The 23,090-nt window shown below is 36.6% G+C and carries 21 protein-coding genes and 1 pseudogene; 9 read left to right on the plus strand and 13 right to left on the minus strand.

Annotation, left to right across the window (positions count from 1 at the left end):
- Positions 1-141: 141 nt before the first annotated feature.
- A complete protein-coding gene (gene queG, locus acear_RS09765) occupies positions 142-1,260 on the minus strand; it encodes a tRNA epoxyqueuosine(34) reductase QueG (RefSeq protein WP_013278852.1) in 1,119 nt (372 codons plus the stop codon).
- Positions 1,261-1,441: 181 nt separating this feature from the next.
- Between queG and acear_RS09770 the strand changes: the two genes are divergently transcribed.
- Positions 1,442-2,650, plus strand: a complete 1,209-nt coding sequence (locus tag acear_RS09770) for an amidohydrolase family protein (protein ID WP_013278853.1) — start codon at positions 1,442-1,444, stop codon at positions 2,648-2,650.
- Positions 2,651-3,351: 701 nt separating this feature from the next.
- Complete coding sequence (locus tag acear_RS09775) at positions 3,352-4,122, plus strand: ParA family protein (protein WP_013278854.1); 771 nt, start codon at positions 3,352-3,354, stop codon at positions 4,120-4,122.
- Positions 4,123-4,149: 27 nt separating this feature from the next.
- Here acear_RS09775 and acear_RS09780 read toward each other — a convergent pair whose 3' ends face one another.
- On the minus strand, positions 4,150-4,368 hold the full coding sequence (locus acear_RS09780; RefSeq protein ID WP_013278855.1) for an FmdB family zinc ribbon protein: 219 nt from the start codon (positions 4,366-4,368) through the stop codon (positions 4,150-4,152).
- 258 nt (positions 4,369-4,626) lie between these two features.
- Between acear_RS09780 and acear_RS12600 the strand changes: the two genes are divergently transcribed.
- The gene (locus tag acear_RS12600; protein ID WP_013278856.1) at positions 4,627-4,854 is read left to right on the plus strand and encodes a hypothetical protein; all 228 of its coding nucleotides are present in this window, start codon (positions 4,627-4,629) and stop codon (positions 4,852-4,854) included.
- Positions 4,855-4,933: 79 nt separating this feature from the next.
- On the opposite strand, the gene acear_RS09790 is transcribed toward acear_RS12600, so the two are convergent.
- On the minus strand, positions 4,934-6,235 hold the full coding sequence (locus acear_RS09790; protein ID WP_013278857.1) for an RNA-guided endonuclease InsQ/TnpB family protein: 1,302 nt from the start codon (positions 6,233-6,235) through the stop codon (positions 4,934-4,936).
- Between the two features lie 239 nt (positions 6,236-6,474).
- On the opposite strand from acear_RS09790, the gene acear_RS09795 reads away from it, so the two are divergent.
- Entirely contained in the window at positions 6,475-7,251 is a 777-nt protein-coding gene (locus tag acear_RS09795; protein WP_013278858.1) for a sensor histidine kinase, read from the plus strand.
- A gap of 63 nt (positions 7,252-7,314) precedes the next feature.
- Here acear_RS09795 and acear_RS12605 read toward each other — a convergent pair whose 3' ends face one another.
- The gene (locus tag acear_RS12605; RefSeq protein WP_187286618.1) at positions 7,315-7,458 is read right to left on the minus strand and encodes a hypothetical protein; all 144 of its coding nucleotides are present in this window, start codon (positions 7,456-7,458) and stop codon (positions 7,315-7,317) included.
- A gap of 116 nt (positions 7,459-7,574) precedes the next feature.
- Here acear_RS12605 and acear_RS09800 point away from each other — a divergent pair, with 116 nt between their 5' ends.
- Complete coding sequence (locus acear_RS09800) at positions 7,575-8,249, plus strand: peroxiredoxin (RefSeq protein WP_013278859.1); 675 nt, start codon at positions 7,575-7,577, stop codon at positions 8,247-8,249.
- Positions 8,250-8,965: 716 nt separating this feature from the next.
- Here the strand turns inward: acear_RS09800 and acear_RS09805 are convergent.
- Positions 8,966-9,937: pseudogene (locus acear_RS09805) on the minus strand (IS4 family transposase); the annotation flags it as partial.
- Positions 9,938-10,133: 196 nt separating this feature from the next.
- On the opposite strand from acear_RS09805, the gene acear_RS12835 reads away from it, so the two are divergent.
- Positions 10,134-10,796, plus strand: coding sequence for a Ger(x)C family spore germination protein (locus acear_RS12835; protein ID WP_041667350.1), 663 nt, complete (start codon positions 10,134-10,136; stop codon positions 10,794-10,796).
- Complete coding sequence (locus acear_RS12840; protein WP_245526719.1) at positions 10,792-11,328, plus strand: Ger(x)C family spore germination C-terminal domain-containing protein; 537 nt, start codon at positions 10,792-10,794, stop codon at positions 11,326-11,328. Before acear_RS12835 ends, acear_RS12840 begins: the two co-directional genes overlap by 5 nt.
- 48 nt (positions 11,329-11,376) lie before the next feature.
- On the opposite strand, the gene acear_RS09820 is transcribed toward acear_RS12840, so the two are convergent.
- From acear_RS09820 to acear_RS09850, 7 genes are all read right to left on the minus strand, one after another.
- Entirely contained in the window at positions 11,377-12,792 is a 1,416-nt protein-coding gene (locus acear_RS09820; protein WP_013278860.1) for a sensor histidine kinase, read from the minus strand.
- The gene (locus acear_RS09825; RefSeq protein WP_013278861.1) at positions 12,773-13,456 is read right to left on the minus strand and encodes a response regulator transcription factor; all 684 of its coding nucleotides are present in this window, start codon (positions 13,454-13,456) and stop codon (positions 12,773-12,775) included. The genes acear_RS09820 and acear_RS09825 overlap by 20 nt, the downstream gene beginning before the upstream one ends.
- Positions 13,457-13,641: 185 nt before the next feature.
- A complete protein-coding gene (locus tag acear_RS09830; protein WP_013278862.1) occupies positions 13,642-14,856 on the minus strand; it encodes an ABC transporter permease in 1,215 nt (404 codons plus the stop codon).
- On the minus strand, positions 14,853-15,533 hold the full coding sequence (locus acear_RS09835; protein ID WP_013278863.1) for an ABC transporter ATP-binding protein: 681 nt from the start codon (positions 15,531-15,533) through the stop codon (positions 14,853-14,855). The genes acear_RS09830 and acear_RS09835 overlap by 4 nt, the downstream gene beginning before the upstream one ends.
- Positions 15,533-16,591, minus strand: a complete 1,059-nt coding sequence (locus acear_RS09840; RefSeq protein WP_013278864.1) for an efflux RND transporter periplasmic adaptor subunit — start codon at positions 16,589-16,591, stop codon at positions 15,533-15,535. Before acear_RS09840 ends, acear_RS09835 begins: the two co-directional genes overlap by 1 nt.
- 14 nt (positions 16,592-16,605) lie before the next feature.
- Positions 16,606-18,018 (minus strand): TolC family protein, encoded by a 1,413-nt coding sequence (locus acear_RS09845; RefSeq protein ID WP_013278865.1) that lies wholly within the window; start codon positions 18,016-18,018, stop codon positions 16,606-16,608.
- Positions 17,999-19,084, minus strand: a complete 1,086-nt coding sequence (locus tag acear_RS09850; RefSeq protein ID WP_013278866.1) for a TolC family protein — start codon at positions 19,082-19,084, stop codon at positions 17,999-18,001. The genes acear_RS09845 and acear_RS09850 overlap by 20 nt, the downstream gene beginning before the upstream one ends.
- 182 nt (positions 19,085-19,266) lie before the next feature.
- Here acear_RS09850 and acear_RS09855 point away from each other — a divergent pair, with 182 nt between their 5' ends.
- A complete protein-coding gene (locus acear_RS09855; RefSeq protein WP_013278867.1) occupies positions 19,267-19,701 on the plus strand; it encodes a MarR family winged helix-turn-helix transcriptional regulator in 435 nt (144 codons plus the stop codon).
- A gap of 44 nt (positions 19,702-19,745) precedes the next feature.
- On the plus strand, positions 19,746-21,119 hold the full coding sequence (locus acear_RS09860; protein ID WP_013278868.1) for an MATE family efflux transporter: 1,374 nt from the start codon (positions 19,746-19,748) through the stop codon (positions 21,117-21,119).
- Positions 21,120-21,380: 261 nt separating this feature from the next.
- Here acear_RS09860 and ilvD read toward each other — a convergent pair whose 3' ends face one another.
- Positions 21,381-23,063 carry a dihydroxy-acid dehydratase gene (ilvD, locus tag acear_RS09865; protein WP_013278869.1) on the minus strand — a complete coding sequence of 561 codons (1,683 nt, stop codon included), beginning with the start codon at positions 23,061-23,063 and terminating at the stop codon, positions 21,381-21,383.
- Positions 23,064-23,090 lie beyond the last annotated feature (27 nt).

Genomic DNA, 23,090 nt, shown 5'->3' on the forward strand with positions numbered 1-23,090 from the left:
CATTGGTTTGTATGCTGGATATGGTGGAGAATCAGTTTTTGAGAACGAATGAGGCAGGACGCCGAATGAGTGGCAAGCGTAAGAGATTTGTTGACTATAATCTGCAATATCTTGAAAGTGACACATAATATCAATTAAATTTCACGACGAAAGCTTTTGAATCGCTGATCTAAGTTCTTCAGTTACCTGTTTGGTCTGCTCAATCTGTAAAGCCTGCTCTAAATCAGCTACCACATTAGCAACCCCGATTTCTCCTAAGGCCCAGGCTGAATGGGCCCGTACAATAGGTTTAGAATCTTTCAATCCCTCTATCAGATACGGAATAGCTTTGGGATTCTTAAGATTTCCCATAATCACAGCAGCATTACGCTGAATCGGCCGTTTGCCGCGCCAATTCATAGCTGTCGGCCCAAACTTTTCTTGATACTCTCTATCTGTAAGCGTTAATAAATCTGGTAATTGAGGATAAACCTCTATAGTCTGCGGCTGAAACTCACTGTGATTACCGCTTTCAGCTTCTTGATTGTAGGGACAGACCTCCTGGCAAGTATCACAACCCCAGAGTCTAGTTCCCATTGTCTGTCTCTCTTCTTCTTTAAGATATCCCCTGCTTAAAGTAACATACCCCAAGCATTTACTGCTATTTAAAAGATATGGTTCCTCTAAAGCTCCGGTAGGACAGGCTTCAATACATTTTTGGCAGTCACCACATTTATTCTCCAGGGGCAAATCCAGCTTTAATTCTAAATCAGTAATAATACCTCCAATAAAGATCCAGGAACCGTACTCTGGATGAATAATACTACAGTTCTTACCCTGCCAACCTATTCCAGCCCGTCTGGCCAAAGCTCGATCTACTGTCGGTCCGGTATCTACAAACTTCTTTGTTTTAACTGCTGGCACCTGCTGATTAAGAAAGTCTATTAATTGATCTAGCTTCTTTCCCAATACATTATGGTAATCCTCTCCCCAGGTAAATCTAGACAGCTTCCCCCGCAATTCTTCCTTCAAATTAGGCTTTTGATTTATATCCACTTGATAAGAAATAGCAGTTACAATTATTGATCTGGCTGTTGATAATACCTGTTTAGGATCAGTAATTAAATCTAAATCACCTTTAACAAATTTAGAAAGCTTATCTTCTTCCTTCATTTTAAACAAAAAGTCTTTAACTGCTGGAAAAGGCTCAGCAGCTGTTATCTTTACTTCATCAAGGCCAATTTTCTTGCCCTGCTCTTTTATTTTTGTTGTTAGATTCATGATTTTATTTCACCTACCTTATTTATCATATCACCTTTGAAGCCATTTTGACAAGCTATGAAACGTATGTAATCTTGTCGTACATAGTTACAGTATTTCTTACTTAAACAAGGTTTTTCAGATAAAACATGGAATATAAACACAAAAGATAGTCAATGTATAACTGAAAGGAGTAATTAACATGACAATAAAGAAGATAACTGATAATCAACAAGCAATAATCTTAGCCGGAAGTATTATTGACGGTACCGGAGCTAAACCTAAGACTAGACAAGCTATTATTATTGATAACCAAAAGATTAAAAAAATCATTCCCGAACAGCAGCTAACTGATTCTACTGAACTACAAAATTATGAAAAAATTGATCTCAATGACTATACAATACTGCCGGGTTTAATTGATTCTCATGTTCATCTGGCTTTAGATGGTATCGATTTCAAAAAGGTTACGGATGAATGGAATTCAATATCTAAAACTAAAGAGAGAGTAAATAAAGAACTTAAAAATACATTAAAAAACGGTGTAGTAGCCGTTCGCGACGGCGGTGATAGAGCCCAGATCAGCTTTATTGCTAAACAGATGGTCGAAGAAAAGGAAGCTTTAGGCCCTGACATAGTTACTACCAATTATGCCCTCTCCAAAAAAGAATACTACGGCTCATTCCTTGGGCCAGGAATTGAATCAAAAGATGAAATAAAAGCAGAAGTGACTAAGTTACACCAATCTAATATCGACCAGCTTAAAGTCTTAGCCTCAGGCATTGTTAGTTTCAGTGAATACGGAAAAGTAGGAGCAGTCCAATTCAGCATCGATGAATTAAAGCATATTGTAAATCTAGCTCATGAATATGATCTACAGGTAATGGCCCATGCCAGTTCTGAAGAAGCAGTTCAAACCTGTATTCAGGCAGGAGTCGATACTCTAGAACATGGTTATTTTTTAAGTGAAGACTCTCTAAAAGAATTAGCTGCCAAAGAAATCCCCTGGATTCCTACTGTAGTTCCTGTCGCCAATCAGCCCAATGATAAAGATTTATATTCTGAAAAAGAATTAGTAATCATTAAACAGACCTATGAATTACAACTAAAAATGATAGATAAAGCCCAAGATTTAGGAGTTAAGTTAGGTATCGGCACCGATGCTGGTGCTTACCAAGTGCGGCATGGCCTTTCCTACTTTAGGGAATTGGAGTTATTTAATCAGACCTCTCTTTCTCCACTAGAGATTATCAAGATTGCTACTAAGAATAATTCTGAAATTATAGAACTAGATCATAAGTTAGGAAGTATTGAACCTAATAAAAAACCGGAATTAATTGGAGTAAAAGGTGATCCGTTAAAGGATTTATCGCTATTGGATAATCCAGAAATCATAATTCATGCTGCTTAATCATAGGCGCTAGGTTAAGCTAAATTTCAAAAATGCAGCTTTATTGATATATTGTTGCAGTTTCAAGATATTGCAGTGATAGTCAATATGTATCCGCCGCTTGCCGTTCGCTCAACGTCCTGTTTCGCTCACTGTCAAAAACTGCCCCTCCGTCGTCCATGACTCCGGGTCAGTTTTAAGAGTCGCTCCGGACACATATTGACTATTTGTAGCACAGAAATTTCATTGATCTGGTTTTAAACGCTTCCTCAGATAATTTTGCACAATTAGTTGATATCTTGCAACAAGCGACTTTAAAGCAGCCCCAAAATAGAGAATAATCACCATATAAGCTATAATTTTAAATGTAGCTATAAAATTAATTTATTGCTAATTGATTGGGCTGATTTTCGGAGCGTTTGCAAGATATCAACTCTAAACTGCAACATTATATCAATTATGTTTTAGCAAATTTTAAAACCTCTATCTAAAATTTAACTTTAAAAGCGAATATTTCATTCATAATTTCCTAACCTTTAGGTTACATTAATACTAGAAACAAGATCAATATTTAATAATTTACCTCCCCTCCTCTAAACTAACGGCAGTATAGAAGGTTTTCTCCCCTTACTTTCTATACTGCCTATTATTTTTGCTAAAATATTTAAATCCCCTTAATTAAATGGTATAATAAGGAAAAAGAAAAAAGGGGGCCGGTTATAATGGGACAAGTACTTGTAATTGCTAACCAAAAGGGAGGCGTAGGAAAGACTACTACTACCCTCAATTTAGGTGCAATATTAAACGAATTGAATAAAGAGATATTATTAGTCGATTTGGATCCCCAGGGAGGATTAACTTTTCACTGCGGTTATGAACCGGAGGAATTAGAATCTACTATCTATGATGCTCTAAAGGATGAAGAGATGACTGATGAAATTATTCTTGAAACCGGCTTTGGACCTGAACTTCTTCCTGCTAATGTTGATCTTGCTGTCAGTGAAATGGAACTGATGAATACAGTAGCTAGAGAAAGACGGCTGACTGCTGTTTTAAATCCGCTAAGGGATAAATATGACCTAATAATTATTGACGGACAGCCCTCCTTAGGACTTCTGACACTTAATGCCATGACAGCAGCTAATCAAGTCATTATTCCTATTTCCTGTGAATACTTAGCGTTGCGAGGAGTAAATGGCCTAATGAAGATGATTAAAAAAGTCCAGGGACAGTTAAACAGCAGTCTAAAAATCAATGGAGTTTTACCGACTATGTTTGATCGAAGAACAAACCATACTGAATGGGCTCTAAAACAGATTCGCGACCGCTTTGAGCCAGAAATTAAAGTATATAACCATATCATCTACCGCAGTATTAGATTTGCGGAAGCAGCTGAAGCACAGGAACCGATAATACATTATGCCAAGAACATCCCAGGTGCTGATGGTTACCGTAATCTAGCCCGAGAATTAATCAAAAATGGTACAGTTTAAAAAAGCAGGCCCAAAGCCTGCCTATAATTAATCACAAGTATCACAGCTTGTAGAACTACAGGACCCACATTCACTATCATTATCACTACTACTGATAGTAGGTCCTTTTGCACTAAAGGTTGAAAGAAGCTTCTTTAAATCCTCCCCCTTACATTCAGGACAGCAGTCCGGCTTCTCATCACTCGAACCACATAGTGCTTCAAATTCATGACCACAATCCTTACACTTAAATTCATAAATAGGCATTAATCTCACCTCTCCCTATATTTACTTATATTAACTAAAGTTATTTTACCATATATTATGTAGAATATCCAAACCCTTTACGCAAATTTTTATAAGTAACCAATTTACCGTTAAATACAATTAGTGTTTTATTCCAGTTATTATAGTATTCTATAATTAATTGGAATAAAATAAAGGGATTTACTTCAAAGTGTTCAATATAGCTTCAAAGTGTTCAATATAGTATAAAAAGATATTTGAAATCAGGAGGATATTATTATGTTAACCAAAATATTCAATAAATTAAGCAGTATTAAAATAAAATTAATGTCTCTGATATTAATTATTCTATTAATTGCTCTCAATATCGGTATTGGTTGCTTTACCTTTTTTGTTCTAACAGATATAAAAGAACATATTTATCAGGAAAAGAAAAAACAGGGTGAACTACTCGACATTGAAATACCGAGCTTCATGGTCGCCTGCTTTTATGGGAGTTACCCGTAACATCAAGCAAGTTACCCATTCGGCGTGTCCAACGCCACTACTCCTATCCAGTTAATACTGGCTGGACTTGGAGGTACTTTTAAACTACAAATTGATAGTCATTCCAGCTATATTTAACTGGATTTGATAAACCTTTAACCTGCAAAGTAATATCTTTTCCTTTACGTCGCTGCTGTAAGTATTTGCGTAAGATATTAAATGAACCTACACTATCGGCATTAAAGGCTTGATTATTATTTTTGTCTACATATAAGCCGCGTTTAATACGATTAGACTTATCGGCATATTTCTTAGTTACTTTTTTACTGTAAGGGCTGCATTGACTGGTATATTTTTCACTCTTCTTGATTAAAGTAATCCCCTGTAAATTAAGTTTATACTCTAGTTGGTGATAGATAATATCAAAAGGTAGTTTATGGAGTTTTTGGTTGTTCTGTTTGCCTAAGTTAGCATCATCACGAATATTTTTTATATCACCAACTATTACTCTAGATATATTATGTTTAATACAATAGTCAACTACTTTTTTAGTTGCACTATGGATTAAATGAAAAAGCTGCTTGCGTCGTTTTTTATATAATTGTTGGATACGTTTAGAAGTCTTTTTACCTTGACCATTCAAAATAGATTGATAATGTTTGATTTTTTTATCAAAATAACGATTAATAGCTAAATATTGTCCACCGTCAATAATAAAGCTTTCCTGATTTTGATTACTGTAACAAGTCATTAGATTATTAATGCCTAGATCAATACTTAAATAATTACCATTATCTTCTTTAATAGTAGGAGTATCTACTTTATAAGTTAAGATTACCTTATAAGTATCATCGCTTAAAGGTTTAAACTCAATTCTAGTAGTTGAGTTAAGAACATCTCTATTACTGGATAACAGCTCATTAGGCACTCTTATCCATAAGAATTTGTTGGTAATAGAGTATTCCTCTTTTAGATACTTTTTTAACTGTTTAGGAATAGATAATCTTAACTTACCATCAATAATTTTAAAACCATTATTGAGATAACGGAAGTTAAATTTGCTGTCTTTAGGTTTATAGTTAGGTGGATTAGGCTCACCGTTATATTTATCAGAATTATCTTGATAATCCTCCATACTTTGATAAAAACTATCCCAGTTATCAGATAAAATTTTAAGTGTTTCCTGTGCTGTCTGGGAGGGTAAGTTTTTATACCAAAAGTTAGTTTTTAATTGCTTTTTTTGTTTATACCAATCAGGATAATCTTTAGCACTATCTTTAGACCAGTTTTTACGTTGATAATTACCGATATTATATAATCTAGCACTAGCATAGGCTAAACAACCTAATACAATTTGTTGGGTTTGATTAGTTTTATGGATAAAATACTTAGCTAGCTTCAATTAGTTCACCTCCTTATGATAGCCAACATTATAAACAGATGTTCCAATATGAATTAGATTATTTTGGTTACTCAATTGTTATCACCTTTTATATATAGTATATCATATAATGCCTTAGATAGCAATAATATCAAGACTTAATACAATTACATATAGTTAATATTTAAACAAAAAATAACCTATTCTTTAATATTGAATCAAAGAATAGGTTAGTAAATTCATCACCCATATAAATAAGGGTGGGTTCTTTACTTTTTGTCCTAAAAACTCCATTGAATTTAATCTTTTCTGCTTTGCAGATGTTAAATTCTGCTCAAAAGAATAAATCCAAAGAAGGCAACGAAAAAATTGAAAGATATACCAATATTATTGAACAGAATAGTCAAAGGTTATTGAGATTAGTAAATAATATAGTAGATATTACTAAAATAGAAGCTGGTTCTTTCACTTTGAATCTCCAAAACTATGATATAGTCAAACTGATTAAATCCATTACTTATTCAGTTAGGGAATATATAGAACATAAAAATAAGATATTGGAGTTTAATACAGATAGCGAACATAAAGTAATTGCCTGTGACGCTGTTAATATTGAACGCATTATGTTAAATCTGTTATCTAATGCCGTAAAATTCACAGATGAAGGAGATAAAATCACAGTAAGTCTTGATGATAAAGAAGATTCAATATTAATTTCAATTAAAGATACAGGAATAGGTATTGAAGAAGAAAAACAGGAAATAATCTTTCAACAATTTGGACAAGCCAATAAATCTTTTGACCGAAATAATGAAGGCAGCGGAATTGGATTATCAATTGTTAAATCATTAGTAGAATTACATGACGGCGAAATCAGATTAAATAGTGAATACAGTGCAGGAAGCGAATTTATTATTGAATTACCAGCTAAAAAGATTTCTGAGAAGGATAATTCAACCGCTAATTCTAATAAACATCAAACTCAAAATCTCACTAATAAGATAAATATAGAATTTTCGGATATCTACGAATTATAAAAAGCCGAAGATAGCAAGTAGCTATCTTCAACCTGCTAAATTCAAACCTTAAAGCTACATTATTTATACATCTATCTGCTTTACTAACTTTTTATTCAAATACTCTGAAACTTCATCCAGGCGGTCAGCTAAACTGGCTATCTTTTCTGCTATCATATCTACATTGCTGACTATATTATTAAATCTATCTTCAGTCGATAGAATCAAGTCTTTACTAGAAAAAAATTAAGTAACTATTTTTTAATATTCATATATTTATTTAACACTTTTATCGATTCCCTAATATAATATTTATAAATTTTTGTGAAAAAGGAGGGAAGTAAATGGCTAACCAGCAACAAAATGATACACCGAGAGCCTGTCTGCCGCAGATCGGCGCTGAAGCTCCAGGTTTTACAGCAATGACTACCTTCGGCGAAAGATCACTTTCCGACTACCGCGGCAACTGGCTTGTATTTTTTGCGCACCCTGGCGACTTTACACCAGTCTGAACTACTGAATTTATTGCCTTTGCAGAGGCATACGATAAATTCCAAGAACGGGGAGCTGAATTATTGGGCCTAAGCATCGGTTCGATTCCATCCCATTTAGCCTGGGTTTATGATATCTATGAAGAAACCGGAGTAGAGATTCCGTTTCCTATCATTGCTGACGTCAACCAACAAATTGCCAAGCTTTACGGTATGATCTCCGAAGAAGCCAGCACTACTACTACCGTCAGACCTGTCTTTATTATCGACCCCCAGGGCATAGTTAGACTTATCCTCTACTATCCGCTGGAAGTAGGCCGTTCAATTCCAGAAATCCTGCGCACTCTCGATGCTTTACAGACTGCTGACCGTAAAAATGCTGCTACGCCGGCCAACTGGCAGCCTGGTGATCCGCTTGTACTACCTGTGCCAAAGACGTATCAAGAACTGCTGGATAGAGTGGAAAACCGCCCCGGCTATGACTGTATCGACTGGTATCTATGTTATATGGATTATAATAATCGGTAAAATAAAAAAGTCCCTCATTCTGTAGTGAGGGGCTTTTTATTTAAGTTCATTTATCTCTATCTTAATCCTTTGCTCGTTTTTATTAATCTCTTAACTCCTTCTTTTAGTTTTATAGTTTTGCCTAACTTAATATTATTGAAACTACCTTCTTAAAAAATATTTAAAATGATTTATATTCATTTTTTAAACAACTAACAATTTAAACTTATCCTATTAATAAATCATTACAACATTAAATTTTTTTCTCTAAAGAATAACTTATTAGCGCAAATTTCTGTTAACATATAAATGATTCCAACTGCTTAAAAGCTAGAACTTTAATTTCATTGTATCATAAGATAAAAATTTATTCTAGATAATTCTAAATCAATAAACTTTCCTAATTAACTCTTGATATCTATTAATTAATTTATCTGCCGTACCACTTTTAAAAATTTTATATTATCTAAATTTAAAATAATTACATAATGCTTTTATTGCAACTTTTTCTATATCAAGTCACTATCGTTGCATTGTTAAAAATGACCAATGATTATTCGGATACTAGAATTGAAATCTTAAATCAAAAATCACATGTGAATTTTGATTCAAACCATCTATGTAGTTTGAGTCCAAAATATTTTAATTTGATTTACCATTAAAGCATTTTAATCCAATATATGGTGATTATTTCGGTGAATAGCTAAACTGACCCTATAAATCAATCAAAAATATTTTTAGCTAAAGCTATGACACCAGTCTTTCCAATTAAACGTATGTGGAACAGTCATTAAAATAGAATATTTGATTCTTCTTGTTAAATTAAGCAGTCTACCATTAAATTTTGATTTCTGTTTGATTAGTTTTAAAAGTAGATATAAGATTATTGCACTGTAAATTTGAATTAAAACAGCATTTTCATTATGCCCAAAGAATCTCTTAATCTTAAGATGCTGCTTGATCCATTTAAAGAATAACTCTATTTCCCAGCGTTCTTTATATAGCTGAGCTATTTGGTGGGCTGGTAAATCAAAGCGATTAGTTATAATTTCAATCTCTTTTTCATTACCTTGTCGGTCAGTAGTTTTAACTTTAATTAACCGTAATTTGTGTTTCATTCTTTTATCTGTAGAACCTAAAATAACATCAGCATCAAGTAAAATGTTAGCTTCTTTATCATCTTTAGTAGGCTCTAAAGTTCTAACAACTTCAATTTTAGTATTAGACTTAGTTCTAGTAACAAAATAGATATCATTTTCAATGAAGTCATCGAATTTTTGATAATCTATATAGGCTCTATCGAAGATATAAGTACAACCAGAATCAAAAGTTAAATTATCGAATATCTCTTTATCATGAACTATAGCATTAGTAACAATTATATTTTCTGGTGCTCCACTTTCTGCATCATATAAGGTATGGAGTTTAATTCCACCTTTACTTTTTCTAAATTTAGCCCAAGCAAAAAGAGATAAGCATAAACTAATAATAGAGGAATCAATTATTTTTATTGATCCGATATCTTTTATAGTTTCTTTAAAGCCCTGTTTGTTCTTAAGTTTATCAAATAAATGAGAAAAAATATCAGCAAAAATTTGATAGCTTCTATTCTCATTTTTACGAGACAGCTGAGAAACACTAATTTGAGGTAATTCCTTTTTTAAATTTGAATCAACTTTTAGATTGACTACAAAATCTGCTAGACTCTTTTTCTCAGTTAAAGGAGTTTTCTTTTTGCAAAGGTAGTTTTAGCTAAAATTTCGATGCAACGCTAGTGAGATAAATTAATGATTTTCCCTAAAATTGCTTCCTTATTCATAAACTTATCCTCCTTGTATATAGCTATACAAGTAGTCTATCCTATTTTGTTATTAATCTTTAGCACTTTACGAGGAGTTGATTCTAGTGACTAAACTAAAACAGATACTCACTATTCTTCTCATCTGCTGTTTAGCAACTGTTGTCAGCGGCTGCTGGAGCAGTAGAGAATTTGATTCTCTTGCTTTAGTAAAAGGTATCGGAGTAGACTTAGCTAAAGAAGAAGATCGCGTTAAATTCACTGTTCAACTGAGCAAACCCCAAGAACAACAAGGTGGAGGACAGAGTGGAGGTGCTGCACAGCAATTCTGGACTACTAGCTCTACCGGTTATAGTATCTTTGAAGCTAACCGTAATTTAGTCAAAACAGTAGGCCGTCAACCCTTCTATTCCCACAGTGAAGTAGTTATTATCGGTGAAGAGCTGGCCCGACAGGGTATTAAACCCTATATTGACCTCTTTAACCGCGATCCTGAACTGCGTCGACGGTCCTATATAGCTATCGCTCGAGGGGAAGAGGCAGAAAAGATCCTACAGAGTTCCCATGGAATTGAGTCGCTTTCAGCTATTGCAGTTAAACAAATTATCAACGGTCAGAGTGTAACTGAAACTATCTTTGCCAGTGATCTGCGTGAATTCACAATTTCAATACTCAGTGATACTAAGGATACAGTCACTGCTCCTATCCAGTTAAAAGAAGGAGGACCTAAAGAAAAAGAATCGAAAGGAAAAGAACTTACTTTATATTAATGGCGGAGCAGTCTTTAGAGATGATAAACTAGTTGGTTGGTTAACCCGCAAAGAAACTCGAGGACTTAACTGGGTACTTAAACCTAACGAAGTAGTCGGCGGAATTTTAATCAAAGCTCCCAATGAAGAAACAAAGATTACTATTGAAACAGTCCAAGCTAAATCCCAAGTAGAAGCCCAACTAGAAGATAACCGCTTCAAAATAAAGTTGAAAATAGATGTTGAGGGTGATATCGCTGAAGATTTAAGCCGCAATTATAATATCACTCGCGCAGCTAATATTGCTCAATTAAATAAGCGTTTTGCTCAAGTAATTAAAAACGAAATCATTAATGCGCTCAAAAAGATCCAAAAGTATAAAGCAGATATCTTCGGTTTTGGTGAAAAAATTAATGAAGAGTATCCACAGGAATTTAAGAAAAGAGTGGATAACTGGGACGAAATCTATGCTAAGCTTCCCGTAAAGATTGAAGTTACAGCCAATATTAGACGGCCAGGATTAATTGAAGAAGGGATTGGAACTTATAAGTAAGAGAAGATAGGAACTCCATTTGCAAAAGCAGCCTTTCGATTCTCTAAATTAGCAGGTAGGTAAAGTAATGATTATTTCTGTACCTTTATTTAATTCACTATTAGCTTCTATCCTGCCCTGCTGGCTCTCTACTATCCATTTAGCAATAGATAAACCCAATCCTGCTCCCCCGGTCTTACTAGTCCGTGACTCATCAACGCGATAGAAACGATCGAAAATTCTGTCAAGCTCCTCTTTACCAATACCTCTACCAGTGTCTTTAATAACAATCCTGACCTGCTCCTCCTCCCTTCTCTGTTGGGAAGTAATAGTAATTCGGCCGCCGGACTCAGTATACTTTATACTATTATCGATAATTATCCGCAGCATCTGTTTTATTGCTTTTGCATCTCCCCTAATTTCTACCTGATCATTCTGGGCTAAAGTAATTTCATGTTCATCATCGATAAGCTCAAATTCCTGATAGACTTCGGCAATTAATTCACTCAAATCAAACGTTTTATGCTCAAACTTATACTGGCCCTTATCACTCCGGGCTAAAAAGAGCAGCTGTTCTAATAGTTTCTTCATACTTGTTGTCTCAGCCTGAATTGCCTCTATAGCCTCTTCTAAAACCTCCTTATCCTCCTTCCCCCAGCGATCCAGCAGATCTATATAACCTTGAATTACAGAAATCGGAGTCCTCAGTTCATGAGAAGCATCGGATACAAACTGTTTCTGTTTTTCAATTGAAGCCTGCAGACGATCAATCATATTATTAAAAGTTAGAGCCAACTTCTTTAATTCATCATCAGCTCCACTAGTATCTATTCGTTTATCTAAATCATTAATCGTTATCTTTTGCGCAGTAGCAGTAATCTCGCCTATCGGCCGCAGCATCTTTTTGGCAATATAATTCCCCACTACTATAGAAGATAGGATTCCAATAATACTTGTTATCGATAGTATCAATAGTAGAGTATTGAAGATACTATCTCTCCCGCGTAGTGGAAAGTCCACCTGTAGATAGAAGAGCTGATTATTATACTCAATCTTTCTATTTAAGTATAATGCCTTCTTTTCGCCGCTGCTGTCCCGCCAGACAGAAATAGAACCTAAATTCGATTTCATATTAATTTCTAGTCGATGCTGCCCTTTCTTGCTATGCAGCACATGCCAGTCATTACTTAATACTAAGTCTCCAGCTCGATTATAGATTCTAAAATCAACCGGTCCCCGCAGATCAATCTCCTGTAGTAAACTCTTATCTAGTGCTTTACCTGCCTTAATATAGTTTGCAATCTCCCGACTGGTATCCCTAACTTCCTCCTTGAAATTCTGCCAGCCGAGATACTTCATAATTTTAAAAGTAGCGGTACTGCTGATGACTATCATCAGCGAAAAAATGAAGGCATAGATTAAAGTCAACTTTAAATAGATAGGAATATTCATTCTTTCCCACAACTTATTCAGCTTTGATAACATAGCCAACCCCTCTTACTGTTTCAATATAAGTTTCTTTACATTCATCATCGATTTTAGACCGGAGATACCTGATATAGACATCGACGATATTGGTATCACCGGGGTAATCATAACCCCAGACATCTTCGATTATCTGTTCTCTACTCAAAACGATTCCCTTATTTTTCAGTAGATATAGCAGCAGATTATATTCTTTCTTAGTCAATTCTACTACCTCATCATTAACTCTCACTTCTCGTGTCTCTTGATTCAATACTAAATTCTTTACTCTAAGGATACTATCCATTCCAGCATCCCGCTTATTCCTGCGTAAAACCCCTCTCATCCTGGCCAATAATTCTTCAATAGCAAAAGGTTTAGTTATGTAATCATGAGCACCTAAATCTAAACCCATTACTTTATCAGTAGTATCATCCTTAGCCGTCAGCATAATAATTGGAATCTCTGATTCCTTCCTTACCCGCCGACAGATCTCCATTCCGCTCAGTCCAGGCAGCATGATATCTAACAATACTAAGTCAAAATCACCTTCTATAATAGCTTCTAGTCCTTCTTCACCATTATAAACAGCTTCAACCTCATATCCTTCATGCTCTAACTCCAACTCTAAAAACCGGGCAATCTTCTCTTCATCTTCTATAATTAATACTTGATAGTCTCCCATACTATCCCCTCCAGCAGACTATATCTTTTGAATATCAATCGTAACACATTGAGATTAAGACTTAATCCTATTAATTATCTAACCTACTTCTTAATTACTAGATTAAAGATCCACTCTCCTTCACCTATGAATGATTACCATAAATTAAGTAATTATCGTTAATTCCACTACCACCGAACCTACCTTTATTCATAACTTAGTGCATCAACTGGCTCTAACTTAGCTGCCTTTAAAGCTGGATAGATCCCAAAAAAGAGTCCAATCAACAGCGAAAAACTGAAAGCAATAACCACTGACAGCGGCGAGATAACAAAAGGCCAGCCTCCTACTTTAGAAATAATATAACCGCCTCCATAGCCTAAACCGATCCCCAAAACTCCGCCGGTACCGCTTAAACTGAGTGATTCAATCATAAATTGAGCCAAAATATCCCGCTTTTTGGCTCCTAGAGCTTTCCGAATGCCGATCTCTCTCGTCCGCTCTGTTACCGAAACTAACATAATATTCATAATGCCGATCCCGCCAACTACCAATGATATAGCAGCAATTCCGCCTAACATCAGACTCAGCGACTTAGTAACGCCGGTAATCGTGTCTAAAATCTGATCCTGACTCATAATTCTAAATTCATCTTGATTACCGATACGCTGAGTAAGAAAGTATTCAATCTGGCTGACTGCCTTAGAAGCTACCTGAGAAGACTCAGCCTGAGCCTTAAAGCCGCTGACATAATTAGTGTTAGCTAGCTTATTAAGATAAGTAGTAATCGGAATATAAGCCTGATCATTTAGGTCACCCAGCGGCCCGCCGGTACTCTTCTCTTCCATGACTCCCACTACAGTAAATAAAAAAGTATGATTCTGATAATTAAAATTCACCCTTTCTCCTAGCGGATTAGCAGCAGGAAATAATTCCTCGACTAACTCAGAACCTAAAATTATTATATTACCGGCTGTTTCAATATCCACCTGATCAATGAATTTGCCCTGCTTAGGATAGTAATCATTGATCTCCTGATAAGCAGCTTCAGTCCCAATTAGTGATGCTTGAAGATTATTCTCTCCTTTAATCAAGAGCCCCTGACTTTGAGCACTGGGAATCACCTGTTTTACATCGGGACAGCTAGCCTCAATAGCATCAGCCATCTCTAGTGTGAAGACATCAGTAGACTGAGAGCTAACACTACCGCCCCGACCGCGGCTAAAGCCCTGACTGATCTCAATTAGGTTCGAACCTAAACTGGAGATATTGGAAGTAACCTGCTTTTGGGCTCCGGTACCAATCGAGACAATAGCAATCACTGCCCCTACTCCGATGATAATCCCCAACATCGAGAGGAAGGTCCGCAGTTTATTGGCTTGAAGGCTCTTTAATGCAATAGTAAATACTTCAAAGATCATACTACCACCTCATCTTCGATCAATCTACCGTCGAGCAGATGTAGAATCCGCTGGGCATGGCGGCCGATCTTCTCTGAATGAGTAACTAAGATAATAGTATGGCCCTCTTCATTTAAGTTATGGAAGATATCCATAATCTCTGCTTCTGTTTCTGAGTCGAGATTCCCCGTCGGCTCATCAGCCAAGATTAGAGACGGATTATTAGCTAACGCCCGAGCAATAGCCACCCGCTGCTTCTGACCGCCGGAGATCTCGGTAGGATAGTGATCTAGGCGATGTCCTAAGCCTACTTCTTCTAATAAATCTCTAGCTCTCTGCCGCCGCTGTTTACGGCTAACTCCAGCATAGATTAAAGGTACTTCTACATTATAAAGCACCGACATTTTAGCCAGTAAGTTAAACTGCTGAAAGATAAAGCCGACTTGCTGATTTCTAATCTCAGCCAGTTGATTATCGCCGGCTAAACTGACATCTTCACCGTCTAAAAAGTACTTCCCCTCCGTCGGTTGGTCCAGACAGCCGATTAAGTGCATCAGTGTCGACTTACCAGAACCAGAAGGTCCCATAATGGCTACCATCTCCCCTGCTTCAACTCTAAAGGAGACGCTATCTAAGGCCCGCACTGCTACTTCCTCTCCGCTGCGGAAAACTTTAGTCAAATCTTTTACTTCTAACATTAACGACCGCCCCCTCTCATCATTCTGCCGCCGGGAATCATTCCACCCTTTGACTGCTCTGTTCCATCTTTGGTACCGCTGTTAGCAAATTGATATGTATTAATCAAGATCTTATCGCCGGACTTTAATCCTTCTTCAACCACAACCTGCTTTCCATTAGTAATTCCGGTTTCGACATCAACAACAGTTGGCCGGCCGTCAATAATCTGTACTGCTTTTGTCGTTCCTTGTTTACTAAAGATAGCTGTAATTGGTACCACTAATCTATCCTCTATCTTATTAACTATAATCTCTACATCAGCCGAAAAACCGGGCTTGATAAAGTTAGGCTTTTCGGTAATCGAAACTGTAACCGGCAGCGTAACTATACCGCTCTCGCTTTCAGCATTAGCACCAATATCGACTACTTTACCAGCAAACTCTCGGCCCGGCAGTGCTTCGAGAGTAATTCGGGCCGGCTGACCCAAGGATAACTGGCGGGAGTCACTTTCATCGACATTAACCTCCACTTGATAACTACTGTCATCTATTATCTTGGCCACAATCTTACCCTGATCCAATTCAGTATAGCTGTCCTCTTCAACGCCGATCTCATTAACTATTCCACTAAAAGGAGCCTTGAGTTTAGTCTCTTCTAGCTTATCTTCAGCTATCTTGAGATTCAATTTAGCTTCTTCAACTTCAGATTGGGTACCATTAATCACAGCCCGTTCATACTCATTCTTAGCCTTATAATATTCCAGCCGCTGCTTATCATTATCCAGCTCCATTAAAACCTGCCCCTCACTTACTTTGGCCCCTTCGGCGATATTAATCGATTTAATTGTACCGTTAGTCTTAAAGTAAAGCTCCTGACTCTCAATCGATTCTACTACTCCACTGGCTATTATACTCTTGACTAGATTACCTTTTTTTAGAGTCATCACCATCTTAGGACGTATTTGTTGAGTTAGATTACTGCTAGAAGCTGACTGCTGTCTAAAGAACTTATTCCAGCCTACTATTCCTCCCCCGATTATTAAGACTACTGCTAAGCCGATACTGATCCATTTCTTCACTTAGGCTTCCCTCCCTACAAACTAATCTGGCTTACATACTCAATCAATTCTAATTTAGTAATTAATAATTCATCCTCTGCTGCCTGCAGATTAATCTTGGCTTCCTGAAGAGCTAATGCTTCTGCTCTAAATTCCAGTTGATCGATTAATCCCTGCTCTAGCTGCTTCTTAGCTACTGCCTTTTCTAATTCAGCTTTAGCTAAACTGAATTCAGCTCCTTCTAAATCAGCCTGCTTAGCTGGTATCCGGCTGCTTAAGTCAGCTACTTCAAGCTTAATATCTTTAATTAACTGCTCTTCTTCCCGCTTAAAAGTAGCTGCTTCTTCTCTTAAATTCTCAACCTCTAGCTCCTGTCGGCCGCTGTCAAAGAGGTTATAGGTTACAACTACTCCCGCCTGCCACTCCTCAGCTGCTGAATCATAGCTTCCCTTTAGATCAATCTCAGGCTTATCTTCTAACTTCTTCCATTCCAGTTTATGTTCTGCACTTCTAATATCCAACTTTTTAGCCGTTAATTCCACACTATTATCTACAGCTAAATTAATTAATGCAGTCTTGTTAGTTAAGTCAATTGGAAATGAAGCTGCAATCTCTTTTAACTCTGTTAAGTAGTTAGTCTTATTAGCTAAAACTAACTTATCTCCGTCACTAAGACCTAATTCATCGGCCAAAGCCTGCCTGGCCTGCTGATAATCATTCTCTGCTGTCTTCAAATTATACTCTCTTTCTTTTAGCTCTGCCTGCGCCCTCAATAATTCTATCTTGCCAGCTTCACCTATCTCCTGTTGGGCTACAGCTTCAGCTAACTCCTGCTCAGCTACTTGATGGTTCTTCTGGGCCAGTTGATAGCTCTTTTGCAGCCTCAATAATTCAAGATAGTCAGCTGTCCAGTTAATTACTTTATTATTCTGCTCTTCTGCTAATCTAGTTTCAGCCTTTTCTATTTCTAACTTCTGCTGAATATAGTCCTGTTCTGCTGCTGTCGGTACCTGCGGATAGATATCTTGGACAGCACTAAAATCAAACTCTAAACTATCTTGGGCAGCCTTCTCCAATAAATCAGCCTGCTGATAATCTAAATCAGTTTCTAGAACCAACCCCGACCAATAAGTCTTACTTCCTGTTAAAGTTAATTCTAACTCATCAAGCTCATCCTCAGACTCACCATTAGCTAAGAAGTTATCGCCAGAATTATTGATTTCTGTATCAGCATCTACCTGCCAATCAGAGCCGGCCTTAATTATTTTTAGCTCCCGCTGTAATTGATGAAGATTACTTCTGCTTTTAACAAGCTCGAGATTATTCTTTAAGCCCTGCTTAACTGCTTCTTTAAAGGTTATCTCTTTAGCTAATACTGTCGTAGCTGATGCTGTAACTAAGAATAGACTTATTACTAAAACTAATAATTTATTTCTCGGGTAAAGCATCGAGTAATCCCTCCACTTCTTCCTGCATAGCCACCTTTAACTCCAACTGCCAACTGTAGTAATCAACTACTGCTGACTGATAATCATACTTAGCCTGCAGCAGCTGTACTTCTACTGCCAGTAATTCTTCTCGAGAGGCCAGCCCTTTCTTCTGTTGTTGAGCAATGCGTTTCTGATTTTCTCTAACTTCACTTAAATTTTCTGCCCTTAAGTTAAGCTGCTTAATCATATGCTTAAAGTCATCATAATTACTATACAGTGCAGTCTTAACTTCTCTTTTTATGCTGTTCTTATCTAACTTAGCAATCTGCAGCTCATTTTCTGCTGTTTTTAACTCCAGTTTAGGAGTTGCTATCTGCTTAAGTTTAGTTAACTTCTGCTTAGCTGCAGCTATCCGTTCTGCTGCTAACTTCAGCTCTAAACTACTTTCTAGCCCGCACTGCAGTACCTCCTGTTCGGTAATCTGCCATAGCTCTACCGCTGTTAAAGGCTGTAACTCTAAATTCTTCTCTTCATTGTAATTAATAATAAATTTAAGCTCCCGCAGAGCCTGTTGATAAGTATCCTCTGCTTGGTTGAAATTAACTTCAACATCCTGATACTCATTCATCTGTTCTATTAAGTCTAGATTATTCTTATGACCCTGTTTGAGCTGAGTTTTAATCTTATCTAACCTAAGCTTTTCTAGCCTTTTTTCTGTCTGCTTAACTGCTATATTCTGTTTAGCTAATCTAACTGCACCATACTTAGTTAAACCTTCCTTAATTAAGTCCGCCTGGGTTTCATAGTATTGATTCTGAGCCTGCAGCAGATTAGCCTTAGCCTCTAATTCTGCAGCTCTAGATTGAGCAGTTAAATTATTAGCTTGGCTCTTTTGGTATTCAATCTCAGCATTAGCCAGTTCCAATTTAGCAATCTGTAATTCATGATTCTCTTTTAAGACTAAATTTATAGTTTCTATTACGTTCAGCTTCTCACCGCTGCCGGCCAGTACTAAGTTTGAGATTAGTACTAACAAAGTTAGACAGATTATCACTATTATTAATCCTTTTCTTTTACGCCTCACTTTACCCCCTCCTTATCCAGTTTTAAGTATAGTATAACTAATTAAAATTAACTCTTTCTTAAAGAAAGATTAAAATTTGATTAGAAAAAATAAATAAACATAAAAACTAATACTGTTGACAAATCAACTATAATCTTATACAATATCTAATAGTTGATGAATCAACTATTAGGAGGGGTAATATGACACAAGAACATATTGGAAAGTATTTAAGTATAGCCCGCCGAGCTCATTCATCACTATTGGACCAAAAACTAAAACCTTACGATATTAGCCACGGACAAGTGCTACTCTTAATTGCTCTATATAGAAACGATGGAATCTGCCAGCAAACTATATCTGAAATCTATAATCTCAATAAAGCTGCTGTTGGCAGAGGAATTAAGAAGCTAAAAAGTATCGGATTCATTACTAAAGAGACTGACCCTGAAGATAGGCGCAGACAGTTAATATACTTAACTGCTAAAGCTAAAGAATTTCAACCTAAATTAAAAGAAATTTTAAGTTCAGTAGAAGCTGAAATGAAACAGGACCTAACTAAAAAAGAAGTTGAAACCTTCTTTAAAGTAATCAAAAAAATCTGTAACAACTTAGATGTTGAAATTAACAATAAATAAATATAAAAAGATCATTTTAATTCTGCACAGTAGGAGGATGAAGTATGGAACTTACAGAGAAAGCTGATAGACTCGGCACAGAAGCAATTATTCCCTTATTAATTAAACTATCAATTCCGTCCATTATTGGCATGGGAGTTCAGGCTTTATATAACATAGTAGACAGCATTTATGTAGGACGTTTAAGTACCGAAGCACTATCTGCCCTATCACTGGCCTTTCCTATTCAACTGATTTTAGTTGCTCTCGGTGTAGGAACCGGAGTAGGAACTAGTTCTTTAATCTCCCGGTTACTGGGTAAAAGCGAAGGCGCTCGGGCCAATAATGCCGCAGAACATGTTATCTTAATTTCTCTAGGTTATGGATTAATAATAGGATTAATCGGTTTCTTCTTTGCTGATGATTTAATTCACTTATTTACTACTGATACTCTCTTAATTGACTTAGGCCAAAGATATATAAGAATAATTATGGTTGGCTCCCTGGCAATCTTTATTCCTATGATCTTTAATAATATTCTGCGCGGTGAAGGCAACACCTTCCTTCCGATGTTAACTATGTTAATCGGAGCAGGATTAAATATTATCTTAGATCCTTTTTTGATCTTTGGAATAGGCATCTTTCCTCAATTAGGAGTCGACGGTGCAGCTTATGCTACTGTCTTTTCCCGTTTAGTCAGCGGTATATTCATTACAGCTGTTCTCTTCAGCGACCAAAACCAGATTCAATTAAGGTTCTCCGAATTTAAATTCGATTTTCAAATCATTAAAGAAATCTATCAGGTTGGTTTTCCGGCCATGATCATGCGTTTACTGGCCAGCATCATGGTTTTAGGCATGAACAAGATTGTAGGTAACTATAGCACAACCGCTATTGCTGTGGTAGGTATCTTCTTCCGCTTACAGACCTTTGTTTTACTGCCGGTCTTTGGATTCAACCAGGGCTTCTTACCTATTGTTGGTTATAATTACGGCCATAATAATCCTAAGCGTATGAAGAAGACAATAACATATGGAATGCTAAGTGCTTTCTGCTTTACCTTACTTGGATTCCTCATCTTCCGATTATTTCCTGGATACTTAATTAAGCTCTTCAATCAAGATCCAAAATTGATCAGCATGGGTACTACTGCTTTAAAGAAGATCAGTTTTGCCTATCTACTGGCCGGAATCAATATTGTCGGTTCAGCAACCTTTCAGGCTCTCGGTGATGGTCTACCCAGCCTCTGCATCTCTTTTTTACGCCAGATAATTTTAATACTACCTCTGATGTATCTGTTAGGTGAATTTTACGGCTTAAATACTGTCTGGTTTGCTATTCCAATTGCTGAGGTATTTTCTTTTCTTTTATTAACAGTCTGGCTGATGTCAACCTTGAAGAAGGCATTTTCGAATATGAAAGAGCAGAATTTTGTTTAAGCTAAAGGCCTGGGAACTTCCTAACAATAACATCTGGAGGTTACTCCAGCTGTTATCTTATCTGGCTTCAATAAAAATATTATTGCTATATTTTTAATGAAACAAGCCACCCCTTTAATGATCATTCTAGGAATGGCTTGTCTATTTTATATCTAGCTACTTAGTACAACTAAGAAGCCGGCACCAGCTAATACGTTGATCTCTCTAACTGTAATCTCAAAACTCATCTTCTCTTGACAGGCTTCATACTTAACCTTAGCTTTATTCTAATTTTAAAATAGCTCCATCAGAAGCTGAAGAGGCAAGCTTAGCATACAAGCTTAAGTAACCTCTTTTTCTGCTTAGTCCTGGTCTTTCCCACTCTTTGAGTCTATCTTCAATTACTTCTTCATCTACCTCAAGGGATATCTCTCTTTCTGGAATATCTATTGTAATTACATCTCCGTCTTTTACTGCAGCTAATGGTCCACCCTCAGCAGCCTCAGGGGAAATATGTCCAACAAAACATCCATTATTAGTACCAGAGAATCTGCCGTCAGTAACAAGAGCTACTGACTCAGCTAGGCCTTTCCCCATTAAAAGCTTCATTGGTTTAAACATTTCAGGCATTCCTGGTCCTCCTTTAGGACCCTCATAGCGGATAACAACTACCTGTCCAGCACTAATTTCATTATCTAAGATTGCATCGATTGCTTCTTGTTCACTATTAAATACTCTCGCTTCCCCAGTAAACTCAAACATCTCATCCTTTATAGCTGCTGGTTTAGTTATGCCGCCTTCTGGAGCTAAATTACCTTCTAAAACTGCAACTCCTCCTTCTTCGTGAACTGGGGCATCTGTAGTTTTGATCACTTCTCTTCTTCTAGTCTCTGCTAGCTTAATATTCTCCTCAACAGTCTTACTTGTGACTGTCAATGCATCTTCATTTAATAAAGTTGATAATTCTTTCATTACGGCAGGGACTCCACCGGCTTCATATAAGTCTACTACATCATACTTGCTGGCAGGCATTATACTAGCAATATGCGGCGTTGATTTGCTTAATTCATCCAGTTTATTGATATCAAATTCTACCTCTGCCTCATAAGCTATGGCTGGAAGGTGTAAAGCAATATTAGTAGAACCTCCAATAGCTAAACTGACACGAGTTGCATTCTCTATTGATTTATTATTTATGATTTCTTTGGCAGTAATATCTTTTTCTACTAGCTCCATAATCTGTTTACCAGTTTTATAAGCAATATGCATTCTTTTACTATAAGGAGCAGGAACCATTGCACTTCCTGGTAATGACATCCCAAGAGCTTCAGCAAGACAGCACATAGTATTGGCGGTTCCCATATAAGCACAAGAACCATAAGTAGGACATGCATTATTTTCTAACTCTAAAGATTTATCCATATCAATCTTCTCATCTTTCAGTAAACTATAACTCTCCTGAACAGCAGCAGCATCTACATGTTCTTCATACGGCTCTAAAGGAATATCTACAGCTCCAGGAAGCATAGTTCCTCCATTGACTAAGATTGTCGGCAGGTCTAAACGCGCTGCTGCCATCAACATTCCCGGAACAATCTTATCACAGGAAGCAAGTAAAACAACTGCATCTAATTGATGAGCCTCAATCATTAATTCTATATCATTAGCAATTTGATCCCTGGTAGGCAGTATAAATCTCATTCCATCATTACCTTGAGCAATTCCATCACAAGCACCAATAACTCCAAATTCTAGCGGAGTACCTCCTGCAGCTGTGACACCTCTTCTTACTGAATCTGCTACCTGTTTTAAGTTAAAGTTACCTGGACAGATTTCATTCCATGAATTTGCAATTCCAATTAATGGCTTGGACAAATCATCATCAGTAAAGCCCATAGATTTATATAATGATCTATTCATAGACCATTCAGGACGTTCCAAAATAGATGAACTTCTTGTTTTCAATTCCACCATCTCCTTTTTGAAATTTAC

The sequence above is a fragment of the Acetohalobium arabaticum DSM 5501 genome (assembly GCF_000144695.1).
GTDB classification, from domain to species: domain Bacteria; phylum Bacillota; class Halanaerobiia; order Halobacteroidales; family Acetohalobiaceae; genus Acetohalobium; species Acetohalobium arabaticum.

Bases quoted from the DNA above. Each gene is read 5' to 3' on its own strand.
- queG (WP_013278852.1), bottom strand. From the start codon at position 1,260: ATGAATCTAACAACAAAAATAAAAGAGCAGGGCAAGAAAATTGGCCTT.
- acear_RS09770 (WP_013278853.1), top strand. From the start codon at position 1,442: ATGACAATAAAGAAGATAACTGATAATCAACAAGCAATAATCTTAGCC.
- acear_RS09775 (WP_013278854.1), top strand. From the start codon at position 3,352: ATGGGACAAGTACTTGTAATTGCTAACCAAAAGGGAGGCGTAGGAAAG.
- acear_RS09780 (WP_013278855.1), bottom strand. From the start codon at position 4,368: ATGCCTATTTATGAATTTAAGTGTAAGGATTGTGGTCATGAATTTGAA.
- acear_RS12600 (WP_013278856.1), top strand. From the start codon at position 4,627: ATGTTAACCAAAATATTCAATAAATTAAGCAGTATTAAAATAAAATTA.
- acear_RS09820 (WP_013278860.1), bottom strand. From the start codon at position 12,792: ATGTTATCAAAGCTGAATAAGTTGTGGGAAAGAATGAATATTCCTATC.
- acear_RS09825 (WP_013278861.1), bottom strand. From the start codon at position 13,456: ATGGGAGACTATCAAGTATTAATTATAGAAGATGAAGAGAAGATTGCC.
- acear_RS09830 (WP_013278862.1), bottom strand. From the start codon at position 14,856: ATGATCTTTGAAGTATTTACTATTGCATTAAAGAGCCTTCAAGCCAAT.
- acear_RS09835 (WP_013278863.1), bottom strand. From the start codon at position 15,533: ATGTTAGAAGTAAAAGATTTGACTAAAGTTTTCCGCAGCGGAGAGGAA.
- acear_RS09845 (WP_013278865.1), bottom strand. From the start codon at position 18,018: ATGCTTTACCCGAGAAATAAATTATTAGTTTTAGTAATAAGTCTATTC.
- acear_RS09855 (WP_013278867.1), top strand. From the start codon at position 19,267: ATGACACAAGAACATATTGGAAAGTATTTAAGTATAGCCCGCCGAGCT.
- acear_RS09860 (WP_013278868.1), top strand. From the start codon at position 19,746: ATGGAACTTACAGAGAAAGCTGATAGACTCGGCACAGAAGCAATTATT.